General features: G+C 67.9%; 10 protein-coding genes. 8 read left to right on the top strand and 2 right to left on the bottom strand.

Annotated elements, in window-relative coordinates; genetic code table 11:
* Positions 1-37 precede the first annotated feature (37 nt).
* Both ODI_RS01050 and ODI_RS01045 read left to right on the top strand, forming a co-directional pair.
* Positions 38-2077 (top strand): acetyl/propionyl/methylcrotonyl-CoA carboxylase subunit alpha, encoded by a 2040-nt coding sequence (locus tag ODI_RS01050; RefSeq protein ID WP_067753630.1) that lies wholly within the window; start codon positions 38-40, stop codon positions 2075-2077.
* Positions 2078-2192: 115 nt separating this feature from the next.
* Positions 2193-3547 (top strand): IS3 family transposase gene (locus ODI_RS01045; RefSeq protein ID WP_098020808.1). Its coding sequence is split into 2 segments (ribosomal slippage): positions 2193-2649 and positions 2649-3547, totalling 1356 coding nucleotides; the frame shifts between segments, so codons are not numbered across the junction.
* Between the two features lie 68 nt (positions 3548-3615).
* On the opposite strand, the gene ODI_RS01040 is transcribed toward ODI_RS01045, so the two are convergent.
* Both ODI_RS01040 and ODI_RS01035 read right to left on the bottom strand, forming a co-directional pair.
* Positions 3616-4803 (bottom strand): acetylornithine transaminase, encoded by a 1188-nt coding sequence (locus ODI_RS01040; protein WP_067755079.1) that lies wholly within the window; start codon positions 4801-4803, stop codon positions 3616-3618.
* Positions 4804-4883: 80 nt separating this feature from the next.
* A complete protein-coding gene (locus ODI_RS01035) occupies positions 4884-6170 on the bottom strand; it encodes a M20/M25/M40 family metallo-hydrolase (protein WP_067755077.1) in 1287 nt (428 codons plus the stop codon).
* A gap of 255 nt (positions 6171-6425) precedes the next feature.
* On the opposite strand from ODI_RS01035, the gene ODI_RS01030 reads away from it, so the two are divergent.
* The 6 genes from ODI_RS01030 (at position 6426) to ODI_RS01005 (ending at position 12586) form a co-directional block, all read left to right on the top strand.
* Positions 6426-6884: a DUF494 family protein gene (locus ODI_RS01030; protein WP_067755074.1), complete on the top strand. Its 459-nt coding sequence runs from the start codon at positions 6426-6428 to the stop codon at positions 6882-6884.
* Between the two features lie 93 nt (positions 6885-6977).
* Complete coding sequence (gene gluQRS, locus ODI_RS01025; RefSeq protein WP_067755071.1) at positions 6978-7862, top strand: tRNA glutamyl-Q(34) synthetase GluQRS; 885 nt, start codon at positions 6978-6980, stop codon at positions 7860-7862.
* A gap of 103 nt (positions 7863-7965) precedes the next feature.
* Complete coding sequence (locus ODI_RS01020) at positions 7966-8763, top strand: sterol desaturase family protein (protein ID WP_067755069.1); 798 nt, start codon at positions 7966-7968, stop codon at positions 8761-8763.
* On the top strand, positions 8753-9724 hold the full coding sequence (locus ODI_RS01015; protein WP_082985354.1) for a fatty acid desaturase: 972 nt from the start codon (positions 8753-8755) through the stop codon (positions 9722-9724). Before ODI_RS01020 ends, ODI_RS01015 begins: the two co-directional genes overlap by 11 nt.
* Positions 9708-11639 carry a StlD/DarB family beta-ketosynthase gene (locus ODI_RS01010; RefSeq protein WP_067755066.1) on the top strand — a complete coding sequence of 644 codons (1932 nt, stop codon included), beginning with the start codon at positions 9708-9710 and terminating at the stop codon, positions 11637-11639. Before ODI_RS01015 ends, ODI_RS01010 begins: the two co-directional genes overlap by 17 nt.
* Positions 11640-11647: 8 nt before the next feature.
* Complete coding sequence (locus ODI_RS01005) at positions 11648-12586, top strand: DUF6999 family protein (protein WP_082985351.1); 939 nt, start codon at positions 11648-11650, stop codon at positions 12584-12586.
* The last annotated feature ends 30 nt before the right edge of the window (positions 12587-12616 follow it).

Genomic DNA, 12616 nt, shown 5'->3' with positions numbered 1-12616 from the left:
ACACGCCATCACCGCCCGCCCCACCAGGAGCTCCGCTGTGTTCGACACCCTGCTCATTGCCAATCGCGGCGAGATCGCCTGCCGCGTCGCCGCCACCGCCCGCCGCCTGGGCATCCGCACCGTGGCGGTGTACTCCGATGCCGATGCCGACGCCCGCCATGTCGCCGCCTGCGACACGGCCGTGCGCATCGGCGAAGCCGAGCCGCGCGCCAGCTACCTGCGCGCCGACGCCATCCTGGCGGCCGCGCAGGCCACCGGCGCGCAGGCCATCCACCCCGGCTACGGCTTCCTGTCCGAGAACGAAGCCTTCGCGCAGGCCTGCCAGGCCGCCGGCATTGTCTTCGTGGGCCCGCCCATCGACGCCATTGCCGCGATGGGCAGCAAGTCCGCCGCCAAGGCGCTGATGGAGAAGGCCGGCGTGCCGCTGGTGCCCGGCTACCACGGCGACAGGCAGGACGCGGACTTCCTGCGCCAGCAGGCCGACGCCATCGGCTATCCCGTCCTCATCAAGGCCAGCGCGGGCGGCGGCGGCAAGGGCATGCGCGTGGTCGAATCCAGCGCGGACTTCGCCGCGGCCCTGGCCTCGTGCCAGCGCGAGGCTGGCGCCAGTTTCGGCGACGACCGCGTGCTGATCGAACGCTATCTGCAGAAGCCGCGGCACATCGAGATCCAGGTGTTCGCCGACACGCACGGCGAGTGCGTCCATCTCTTCGAGCGCGACTGCTCGGTGCAGCGCCGCCACCAGAAGGTCATCGAGGAGGCGCCGGCGCCCGGCATGACGCCGGAGCGGCGCGCGGCCATGGGCGAGGCCGCGATCGCGGCGGCGCGCGCCGTGGGCTACGTCGGCGCGGGCACGGTGGAATTCATTGCCGAGCCTGACGGCCGCTTCTACTTCATGGAGATGAACACGCGGCTGCAGGTGGAGCATCCCGTCACCGAGATGATCACCGGCCTGGACCTGGTGGAGTGGCAGCTGCGCGTGGCGGCGGGCGAGCCGCTGCCGCTCGTGCAAAAGCAGCTGTGGATACAAGGCCATGCCATCGAGGCGCGGCTGTATGCCGAGAACCCCGAGAAGGGCTTCCTGCCCTCCATCGGCACGCTCAGCCACCTGACGCTGCCGCCGCACGCGGCCTTCGTGAACGCCGACGTGCGCGTCGACGGCGGCGTGCGCGCAGGCGACACGATCTCGCCCTATTACGACCCGATGATCGCCAAGCTCATCGTGCGCGGCGACACGCGCGACCAGGCGCGCCGCCGCATGCTGGCCGCGCTGGCGCAGACGCAGGCCATCGGCGTGCAGACCAATGCCGCCTTCCTGGCACGCCTGATGGCCGACGAGGCCTTCGCCGCCGCCGACCTGGACACCGGTCTCATCGAACGCCGCCGCGCGACGCTGTTGCCGCCCCCGGCCCCGCCCGATGCCGCGACCCTGGCGCTGGCCACCGCTGCCGTGCTCGCCAGGGAAACGGCGGATGCCGCCACGCAGGACGATCCGTGGCGCGCGCGCGATGGCTGGCGCATCGGCGGCGCAAGACCGCGCACGCTGGCGTTCCGCGTCGATGACACCGAGACGCGCGCGGTGCTTACCCGGCATGCGCTCGGGGCCGGCACAGACACATTGGACACCGGCGACACCCACGCCGCGCAGGCCTATTCCTGGCAAGCCGAGCACCAGGCGGACGGCAGCCTGGCGCTGCGGGTCAGGCTGGGCGCGCAGACCTTGGCTGCCCAGGCGGTGTGGACCGGCGACACCCTGCATTTGCATGGGCCCGACCGGCGCGCCACGCTCCAGCTGCACGATCCCCTCGCGCATGCGGGCGACGATGACCAGGACCATGGCGGCGGCTTGGCCGCGCCGATGCCGGGCAAGATCATCTCGGTGGCGATAAAGGCCGGCGACGCGGTCAAGCCCGGCCAGGCCCTGGTGGTAATGGAAGCCATGAAGATGGAGCACACCATCACCGCGCCCGAGGCGGGCGTAGTCAGCGAGGTCTTCTACACGGCGGGTGACCAGGTGTCGGAAGGCGCCCCCTTGCTGGCGCTGGAGACCATCCAGGCAGCGGCGGCACCAGGCTGAATGGAGATGCCGCCGTGACGGCATGAGCAGGCACCCTGAAAAAAGGCGGCCCAGTCGTGTGAACTTGAACTGACCCCCGAAAGTTGGACGAAATCCAATCTTAGGGGGTTTTTGCATGGCGAAGTACGACGAGCGTTTCAAGCTCAAGGTAGTGAAGGAGTATCTGTCAGGATCGGGGGGATCGAAGACGGTGGGCGCCAGGCACGGTCTTGGTCACGCCACAGTCAGGCGGTGGGTAAGTAGCTATCGAGAGCACGGGGTGTGCGGCCTGCGTCGCAAGGGCGCGAGCTACGACGCGGCATTCAAGCTGCAGGTGCTCAATCGGATGTGGCGTGAGGGGTGGTCTCTGACGCAGACTGCGGCAGCATTTGATATTCGCTCGGCGAGCCACATTGGTAGGTGGGAGCGTCAGTATCATGAGGGTGGAAATGAAGCCCTTGAGCGCCGTCGGCGCGGATGCAGAGCCATGTCAGATCAGTCAGTAAAACCGTCAGGGCCCACAGCCCCAGAGCAGAAAACCCTTGAGGAGGTGCTCAAGGAAAACGAGTACCTCCGAGCGGAGAACGCCTACCTAAAAAAGCTCGATGCCTTGATCCAGCAAAAGAGGGCGGCAGCGCAGAAAAAGCGCAGTTGATCGCTGGGTTGAGGCAAGAGCATCGCGTAGGTGTGCTGCTGGCAGTCGCAGGGCTCTCGCGCAGCACGTTCTACTACCACTTGAAGGCGCGGGGCGTGGCAGACAAGTCTGCGGGGCTCAAGGCCAAGATCAGTGCCGTCTATGCGCGCCACAAGGGCCGCTACGGCTACCGACGCATCACTGCCGCGCTACGCCAGGCTGGCCAGTGCGTGAACCACAAGACGGTGCAGAAGCTGATGCGGGTGCTGGGTCTGAAGTCCTTGGTGCGCCCGAAGAAGTATCGCTCGTACCGGGGTGAGGTGGGCCGCGTGGCGCCGAACGTGCTGGCACGCCAGTTCGAGGCCGACCGTCCGAACCAGAAGTGGGTCACCGACGTGACGGAGTTCAACGTGCGCGGCCAGAAGCTGTATCTGTCGCCGGTGATGGACCTGTACAACGGTGAGATCGTGGCCTACGAGACCAGCGAGCGTCCGTTGTTCGGGCTGGTGGGCAACATGCTCAAGAAGGCGATGCGCCGCCTGTCGCCGGGCGACCAACCGCTGCTGCACTCGGACCAGGGCTGGCAGTACCAGCAGCCCAGCTACCGGCGCATGCTGGCCGATCGTGGCCTCACGCAAAGCATGTCGCGCAAGGGCAACTGCCTGGACAACGCCGCCATGGAGAGCTGGTTCGCCACGCTCAAGACCGAGTGCTTCTACCTGAACCGCTACGACAGCATCGACCAGCTACAGAAAGCCATCGGCCAGTTCATCCACTACTACAACCACCAGCGTATCCGGCTCAAACTAAAAGGCCTGAGCCCGGTGCAATACCGAACTCAGGCCTTGGCCGCCTGACCTTTTAAACTGTCCAACTTCTGGGGGTCAGTTCAACTGGCCGCCTTTTTTTGCGCATCGCTCCCTGCTTAACGGCGCAGGCCGGCGACGACGTCGTCCAACATGTCCAGCATCAGGACGACTTCATCGGCGCTGACGTTCAGCGCGGGCATGAAGCGCAGCAGGTTGGGACGCGGCGCGTTCAGCAGCAGGCCTTCCGGCGCCAGCGCGCGGGCGCGCTCGACGATGGCGGGGCCTTCGTCGCGCTTGAGCTTCAGCGCGCGCAGCAGGCCCAGGCCACGCTCGCCTTCCATGTCCCACTTTTCCGACAGCGCCAGCAGACCATCGCGCAGCTGGTCGGCGCGCTCGCGCACCGACGCCAGGAAGCCATGCGAGGCCAGCGCATCGAAGACGGCCACGCCAGCGGCCGTCATGAGCGGGTTGCCGTTGTAGGTGCCGCCCTGGTCGCCGTGGTTGAAGACGCAGACTTCCTCGCGCGCCAGCAGGGCGGCCAGCGGCACGCCGCCGCCGATGCCCTTGCCAAGCGTCATGATGTCGGGCTCGATGCCGTAGTGCTGATAGGCGAACATCGTGCCGGTGCGGCCCATGCCGGTCTGCACCTCGTCGACGATGAGCAGCAGGCCCCGCTCGGCCGTCAGCGCGCGCAGGCCCTGCATGAATTCAACCGAGGCGGGAATGACGCCGGCCTCGCCCTGCACGGGCTCGAGCATGACCGCCACGGTCTGGTCGTCGATGAGCGCGCGCACCGAATCCAGGTCGTTCAGCTCGGCCTTGGGGAAGCCATCGACCTGCGGCGCGAACAGCGTATCCCAGCCCGGCTTGCCCGACGCCGACATGGTGGCCAGCGTGCGGCCGTGGAAACCATGGTTGAACGTGATGATCCTGTAGGCGCCGTTACGGTACTTCTGGCCGTACTTGCGTGCCAGCTTGATCGCGCCCTCATTGGCTTCCGCGCCGCTGTTGGCGAAGAAGACCTGGTCGAAGCACGATGCGCCGGTCAGGCGCAGGGCGAGCTCGATGGACGGCACGTTATAGAAGGCAGGCGAGGGATTGACCAGCGTGGAAGCCTGGTCCGCCACCGCCTGGGCCACCGGCGCCGGGCTGTGGCCCAGGCAGTTGACCGCCCAGCCTTGCACGAAATCCAGGTAACGCTTGCCCGCCTCGTCCACCAGCCAGCTGCCATGGCCTCGCACGAACACGATGTCGGGGCGTTGCGTGATTTCCATCAGGGACTGGACGTGAAATAGCTGCGACATGGCGCTTCCGGCGAGTAGGGGTGACCCGTGAGGGTGATCTGGAAAACGCATAGTATGCCGCAGCACGCCGGCATCTCCCCTCACATTTGCGAGGAATCTTCGCCCAGCATGTCCGCCAGCGACAAGGCCAGCACCTTGGTGGCCCGGTAGAGGTCGTTCAGGCGCAGGTTTTCGTCGCTGTTGTGCCCCCTCGCCTCGAGGATGGTGCGGGGGCCGGCACCGTAGAGAACGGTGGGAATGCCCCGCGCGGCATAGTGGCGCGCGTCGGTGAACAGGGGCAAGCCCTGGACCGGGATATCCGTGCCGAACTGGGCCCGGGCATGGCGTTGCAACGGCTCGGTCAGCGTTTCCACGCCGGGCAGCGGCGCCAGCGGCTGCGCCAGCAACAGGCGGCGCACGCTGGCCGAGGTGCCGGCACAGGGCGCAATGGCCTCGGCGATCAGGCGGCGCAGTTCGCCTTCGACGTCCTGGCCCGCTTCCTCCGGAATCATGCGCCGATCCACGCGGAAAACGACCAGATCCGGCACGACGTTGGTGTTGATGCCGCCGCGGATCGTGCCCACCGTCAAGGAAGGGGTGTCGATGCCGGGCGAGGCCGAATGGCGCTGGGCGAGCTGGTCGCGATAGGCGTACAGCGCGGTCAGGATACGGTTGGCCGCCTCGAGCGCGTCGGCGCCGCTGCGCGGCACGGCGGCGTGGGCCTGCTTGCCCCGTACCGTGACTTCGATCTGCAGGCAGCCGTTGTGCGCCGTGGTGACGGCATAGGAAAAGCCGGCACAGATGGCGAGGTCGGGTTTGACGAAGTCGTTGGCCAACAGCCACTTGGGCCCGATCTCGCCGCGGGCTTCCTCGTCATAGGTGAAATGCAGTTCGATGCGGCCGCGCAGGCGCAGCCCCTGGCGCTCGGCCTCTTTCAGGGCCAGCAGCGCCCAGGTGTAGGCGGCGATATCCGATTTCGACACCGCGACGCCGCGTCCGTACATGACCGGACCGTGCTCGGGGTCTTCCTCGATGCGCGCGGCATACGGGTCGCGCCGCCAGCCCAGCCCGGGCGGCACCGCGTCGCCGTGGGCGTTCAGGGCCACCACCCGGCCGCCGGCGCCGAAAGCCTGGCGCACCACCAGGTTGGTGGCCGAGATCATGCCGTTGGCGCGCACTTCGTCGGCCGGCACGCTGAAGGCTTCAACGGGCAGGTCGAGCGTGGAAAGCAGGGATTGCAGGCGCTGGCCGTGGCTGGCGCAGTTGCCAGGCGGGTTGTCAGAAGGCACCCGCACGAGTTCGCGCAGGAAATCGACTTGCCGCTCTTGCTGCTGGTCCAGGTACTGGCCCAGCGCCACGGCACGTTCAGCAGGAAGTAGAGCAGCCACCGGAACTAGCGATTCGAGGTTGCGGACATGGGGCCAATGTATTGCATGCTGCACCGCAGCGCAATGCCTGCCCCGGGCCGGTGCGGCGGCGTCTCCAGGGGGATTCCGAAGGTCGGAAATCCGCGTGATGCGCGGCTGCGACGAAACCCGCGCCCGTGTTGCCCGGGGGGGTAAATCAGCGTAGAGTAAACTCACGTTCGAAGCCGTCGGTTTCGGTAAGGGCCGGTGGCGTAACGGGGCAACCTGCGCTGCAATATGTACGACATTCTGGTTTACCTGTTCGAAAACTACTACACGCCTCAGGCCTGCCCCACGGCAGATGTCCTGACGAGGCGCTTGGTGGCTGCTGGCTTCGAGCACGAGGACATCGACGATGCCCTCGGATGGCTCTACGGCCTGGCCGAGACGACCGAGCGCTGCGTCGACCTGGCCCACGCACCCAGCACGGGCACGCGCATCTACACAGACTCCGAATACAACCAGATGGGCTCAGAGGCCATCGGCTTCGTCGCCTTCCTGGAATCCGCCGGCGTGCTGCCCGCCGCCCTGCGCGAGATCGTGCTCGACCGCGCCATGGCGCTGAACGAATCGCCCCTGTCGCTGGAAAAGCTCAAGATCATCGCGCTGATGGTGCTCTGGAGCCAGGAAGCCGAAATCGACAACCTCGTCCTCGAGGAACTGCTCGACGACGAGGGCGCGCGCCGCCTGCACTGATTCCGCGCCCATCCCCGAAGGCGCCGTGCCCCGCGCGGCGCCTTTGTCATTTCCGGCGCCGGCACGCCGGCCTTGCCACGGAAGCTTGACCGCATGCGCTACATCGGCCGTTTCGCCCCCAGCCCCAGTGGGCCGCTGCACGCGGGCTCGCTGGTGGCGGCCATGGCCAGCTACCTGGACGCACGCGCCCACGGCGGGCGATGGCTGCTGCGCATGGAAGACGTCGACACGCCGCGCATGGTGCCGGGCGCGGCCGAGACCATCCTGGATCAACTGAGCGCCCTGGGCTTGCGGTGGGATGGCGACATCGTGTGGCAATCCCGGCGCGACGATGCCTATCAGGCCGCCATGGATGCGCTGGCGGCACGTGGCCTGCTGTATCCCTGCGGCTGCACCCGGCGCGAGATCGCCGATTCGGCGCGGCTGCGCTTCAGCACGCTGCCCGACGGCGAGCGGCCCTATCCCGGCACCTGCCGCGACGGCCTGCCGCCCGGCCGCGCGCCGCGCGCCTGGCGCGTGCGGGTGCCGGACGGCGTCGAACGGTTCGAGGACCGCTGGCTCGGCCCCCAGGAACAGGACGTCGCCCAGGCCGTGGGCGATTTCGTGCTGCGCCGCGCGGACGGCCTGTGGGCCTACCAGCTTGCCGTGGTGGTGGACGATGCGGCGCAAGGCGTTACCGACATCGTGCGCGGCGAGGACCTGCTGGGATCCACCGCACGCCAGCGCGTGCTGGCGCGCCTGCTGGACCTGCCCGTGCCGCGCGTGATGCACGTGCCGCTGGTGATCGACGAAGCTTCCGGACTGAAGCTTTCCAAGCAGAACGGCGCACCGGCGCTGGATCTCTCCCTGCCGGTCCAGACGTTGAACGCGGCCTGGCGGAAGCTGGGACAGGCACCGCTGGCCGTGGAAACGCCCGATGCCTTCTGGCAGGCCGCCACGCCCGCCTGGGCCGCGCGCCACGGCCTGCCGCCGCCCTGAAGACAAGCCCCGCGCCCCTGGGCAGACTTTTCAGGGACAGGAGCGCCGAGTTTGCTTAAGATGTGGCCGTCTCATCCATCCCCGCTCGCGGAAAGCCTCGACCATGGCGCAAGCCTTCGCTGCTCTCTCCGCCGTCGAAGTCATGGCCTACGGCCTGCTGTTCTTCGGCGGCATCTACCTGGTGTTCGGCCTGGCCACCTGGACGCTGACGCGTCACGTGCTGCCCGCGCTGGGCATCGGCCGCGTGCTCGATCCGCGCGCGCTCCAGCCCGGCCAGCTGCGCCGCGAGCTGCAGCAATCGGGCGTGTCCATCCTGATCTTCGGCCTGGGCATGATCTTTCCGTGGGGCCTGCTGCAGCTGGGCTGGGCGCAACTGGCTGAACGCACGCCGGGCCAGGTCGCGCTGGAGATCCTGGCACTGGTCATCTGGAACGACGTGCACTTCTACATCAACCACCGCCTGCTGCACACGCGGCCGCTGCGGCGCTTCCACCTGCCGCACCATCGCTCGGTGGTCACCACGCCGTTTTCCACCTACAGCTTCCACCCGATCGAGGCGCTGATGCTGGGCAACGTGATCCTGCTGCCGATGGTCGTGCACGACTTCAGTTTCTGGTCGCTGCTGTCCGTGCCGATCTTCAGCCTTTTCTTCAACTGCATCGGCCACGCGAACTACGACTTCTTCACGCGCGTCTCGCCCATGCACTGGTTCGCCGCCAGCCGCCGGCACCACCTGCATCATGCCTGCTACCAGGGCAACTACGGCTTCCAGTTCACCTTCATGGACAGGCTGTTCCGCTCGGTGCTGCCGCCGGACGCGGCGGCAGCGCAGATCCAGCAACAAAGCCAGGCTCGCGCCCGCCGTGATGCGGGAAGCCAGGCCGGTGGCCATGCAGGCTGAACGGCAAAAAAGGCCGCGCGGCCTGCGCCACTGGCGCGACCTGCAGAGCGTGGCCTACCTGCTGGCGCTGCCGGCGCTGGCCGCCTGGCAATGGCAACACGGTTTCTCTTGGCTGCTGTACGGCCTGATGCTGTTCCTGACCTTGGGCGTGGGCGTCATCCACCACAACCATACGCACCTGCGCATGTGGCATGGCCGCTGGGCCAACCGGGCCACCGACCTGTGGATCACGCTGCTGCAGGGCCATCCCACCTTCGTCTTCTATCCCGCGCACGTGGCCAACCATCACCGCCATCGGCACGGGCCGCGCGACGCGGCGCGCACCTATCGCTTCGGCGGCGATACCAATCACCTTGCGGGCTATCTGCTGCATCCCTTCCAGGCCGTGTGGGTGCTGATGCCGCTGTTCTGGCGCTGGCTGCAGAGGCTGCGGCGCCACCGGCCCGGCGCGTGGCGTTATTGCCTGCTGCAGTACGCCATCTGGCTGGGTTCGTGGGGGCTGCTGCTGGCGCTGGACTGGCGGAAGGCGCTGCTCTTCGTGATCGTGCCGCAACTGCATGGCCTGCACTGGCTGCTGGCCACCAACTACCTGCAGCACGCGCACGCCGATGGCCGCCGGCATCCGCCAGGCGAGGCCACGCTGAACTACGCCCGCAACTTCGAAGGGCTGGTCAACCCGCTGCTGTTCAACATCGGCCTGCACACCGCGCACCACGAGCATTCGCGCGCGCACTGGTCCGAACTGGCGCAGCTGCACGCGCGCGTGCGCCAGCGCGTGGACCCGCGCCTGAACGAACGCGGCCTGCTGCCCTATATGGGCCGCGTCTTCCTCCTGGGCGCCGTGTGGCCGCGCATGCGCAGCGTCTCGCTGATGCCCGTGGCAAGCCTTGCCGCGCCCGCGCCCGCAAACGAACCGTCTTCACCCGCAACAGAGAACCCGTCCCATGCCCATCCGCTTTGAGCGCGTCCATGTGGAAAGCGCCGCGTACTACCTGCCCGGCGAGCCTGTCAGCAACGATCAGATGGACGCGTACATCGCGCCGCTGAACCGGATGTCGGACCGCATCAAGCGCCGCATCCTGGCCGAGAACGGCATCACCACGCGCCATTACGCCATCGACGCCGAGGGCAACACCGTCATGGGCAATGCGCAGTTGGCGGCCGCCGCCATCCGCGACTGCCTGGCGCGCGGCGGCGCCCGGCTGGATGAAGTGTCGATGCTGGCCAGCGGCTCGTCCGGCGGCGACGCGCTGATGCCGGGCTTCGCCAACATGATCCAGGGCGAACTGGCGGCACCGCCCATGGAAACCCTGTCCGTGCACGGTATCTGCGCCGCCGGCGTGTCGGCCGTGCAGGCCGCCGCGCAAGGCATCGAACTGGGTGCGCATGGCCGCGCCCTGGCGGTGGCCAGCGAAATGCCCTCGCGGCTCTTCAAGCGTTCGCGCTTTGCCAATCGCGGCTATGACGCCGACTTCGACGCGCATTTCCTGCGCTGGATGCTGTCCGACGGCGCCGGCGCGCTGCTGCTGGGCGATGGCTCGGCCGGCCGCGCCACCGCGCAGCCCGGCATCCGCCTGAAATTGAAGTGGGTCCACCAGCGCGCGTTCTCGGGCGACTACCCGGTGTGCATGCAATTGGGCCTGTCCGAGGACCGCAAGCGCGCACACCTGGACTATCCCTCGTGGGCGGATGCCGAAGCCGACGGCGCGCTGTCGCTGCGCCAGGACATCCGGCTGCTGCCCCACCTCTTCGACATCGGCATCCACGAATACGCGCAACTCGTGCGCGACGGCTGGCTGGACCCGAAGACCGTGGACCACTTCCTGTGCCACTACTCCTCGGCGCGCTTCATCCCGGTGGTGGAAGACCTGATGGAAAAGGCAGGCCTCGTCATCCCGCGCGAGCGCTGGTACAGCAACCTGGCCTGGCGCGGCAACACGGGCGCGGCCTCCATCTTCGTCATGCTGGCCGAGTTCCTGCAGACGCGCACACTGCGGCCCGGCGAGCGGATCTTCTGCTATATCCCCGAGTCGGGCCGCTTCATGGCCGCCTACATGCTGTTCGAAGCGGAAGCGGACGAGGCAGCGGGCGCCAATGCCGAGTCCCGCCCGGCCGCGGCCCCGGCCGCCAAGCCGCCCGCCGCGATGGACAGCGACGACGTGCTCATCGCGCCCCCGCATGATCCCGACACCGGTCCCGATCCGCTGCGGCCGCTGCTGACCGAGCTGGCCGCCATCTGGCACGACTATCGCTCGCGCGTCTGGCGCACGCCCGTGATCCGCAAGCTGCGCGAACGCCGCTTCGAGACCTCGGATTACATCGGCTGGATGTCGCACTGGATTCCGCAGGTGCGCGAAGGCAGCAAGTGGATGCGCGAAGGCGCGGCCTCGCTGACCGGCCCGTATGCAGAGCTGTCCGCGCTCATCGACCTGCACGCGGGTGAAGAGCAGAACGACTTCAAGATCCTTTTCCAGGACTACCAGCGCGCGGGCGGCACGGCGCCGGACATCGACGCGCTGCGCCGCAATCCGGGCGGCGAGGCGCTGAACGCCTATCTGCACGGCCTGGCCGCCACGCAGGATCCCATCGGCCTGCTGGGCGCGATCTATATCATCGAGGGCACCGGGCAGCGCATCGTGCCCCAGCTGCTGCCGCTGTTGCGCGCCAGCCTGCCGCTGCCGCCGGAGGCCTTCCGCTTCCTGGAGTACCACGGCCACAATGACGAAGACCATCTGGCGCGCTGGCTGATGGCGGTGCAGCTGGTGATGGAGGTCGGCGACCCGGCGCGCTCGGCCGCCCGCATCGTCGACACCGCGCGGCGCACGGCGGCGCTGTATCTCATGCAGTTCCAGCACGTCATGGAGGCGGAACGATGAAACACCCCATGCCCGAGCCCGATTTCCTGCGGCGCGGCCACGATCCGGCAGACCCCAGCCCCTGGCTGGCGCTGTACCTGGACCGCAGCACGCCGCTGCCGGACCACGTGAAGCGGGCATGGCTGAAGGATTCCAGCAGCGCGTCGCGGCAATACCTGCTGCCGTTCCTGCGGCCGCTGGCGCGCGTCCTGATCATCGTGATCCAGATCGTGAAGACCTTCCTGCCGCGCAAGTGGTCGCACTCGCGCGTGCTGCACCGGCTGCTGGCCTGGGGACTGTCGCGCTTCGTCTCGCCCGAGGCCAACTGGCTGATCCTGCGCCACTTCCACCTGGGCGCGCAGATCCTGTCGTTCATCGGCCGCAACTCGCCCGCCCCCATCGAGACCACGCCGCTGGAACCGATGTGCATCGCGGACCTGAAGGACGATCTCTTCGTCAAGCATGACGTCAATCTCTTCAACTTCGTCATCCGCCTGAACCAGGCCCTGCAGGCGCAGGGCCTGGAGATGGGCCCGCCCGACGAAGTGGATTACGGCATGCTGCGCGAGCCGCCGCTGCGACTGCAGGACATGCCGCGCGGGCGCCTGAACGTCATCGACATCCAGAGCGCCATCGAGGTGTTCACGCCGGTGTACCAGCTGCTGCTGACCGACAACGATTTCTGGCGCGCAGCCAATTCGCTGCAGCTGGACGAGACCATCGGCATCTATGCGGCGCAATTGCTGGGCGCGCCCGAGCATCTCATCCTGGTCAACAACCATCACCCGCTGATTCCGCTGTCGACACTGCGCGCCGGCCACCGCCTGGTACTGCACGGCCTGTCGACCGAGATGCTGCATGCGCTGCTGATGAGCCGCAAGACGGGGCATCCGCCCGCCTCGGTGACCGGCGGTCACGACGACGCAGGGCAGGACGACGAGGCTGCCGCGACGGCTCAGGCCCAGTGAAGGATCGCGGGCGACAGCCGCAAGGGAATC

It is taken from the genome of Orrella dioscoreae, from assembly GCF_900089455.2.
GTDB classification, from domain to species: Bacteria; Pseudomonadota; Gammaproteobacteria; order Burkholderiales; family Burkholderiaceae_B; genus Orrella; species Orrella dioscoreae.
Note: the sequence above shows the minus strand (reverse complement) of the source record. Positions and strands in the feature narration are given on the sequence as shown.

Coding starts and splice junctions, on each gene's coding strand:
- ODI_RS01040 (WP_067755079.1), bottom strand. CDS start 4,803: ATGTCGCAGCTATTTCACGTCCAGTCCCTGATGGAAATCACGCAACGC.
- ODI_RS01030 (WP_067755074.1), top strand. CDS start 6,426: ATGTACGACATTCTGGTTTACCTGTTCGAAAACTACTACACGCCTCAG.
- gluQRS (WP_067755071.1), top strand. CDS start 6,978: ATGCGCTACATCGGCCGTTTCGCCCCCAGCCCCAGTGGGCCGCTGCAC.
- ODI_RS01020 (WP_067755069.1), top strand. CDS start 7,966: ATGGCGCAAGCCTTCGCTGCTCTCTCCGCCGTCGAAGTCATGGCCTAC.
- ODI_RS01015 (WP_082985354.1), top strand. CDS start 8,753: ATGCAGGCTGAACGGCAAAAAAGGCCGCGCGGCCTGCGCCACTGGCGC.
- ODI_RS01010 (WP_067755066.1), top strand. CDS start 9,708: ATGCCCATCCGCTTTGAGCGCGTCCATGTGGAAAGCGCCGCGTACTAC.
- ODI_RS01005 (WP_082985351.1), top strand. CDS start 11,648: ATGCCCGAGCCCGATTTCCTGCGGCGCGGCCACGATCCGGCAGACCCC.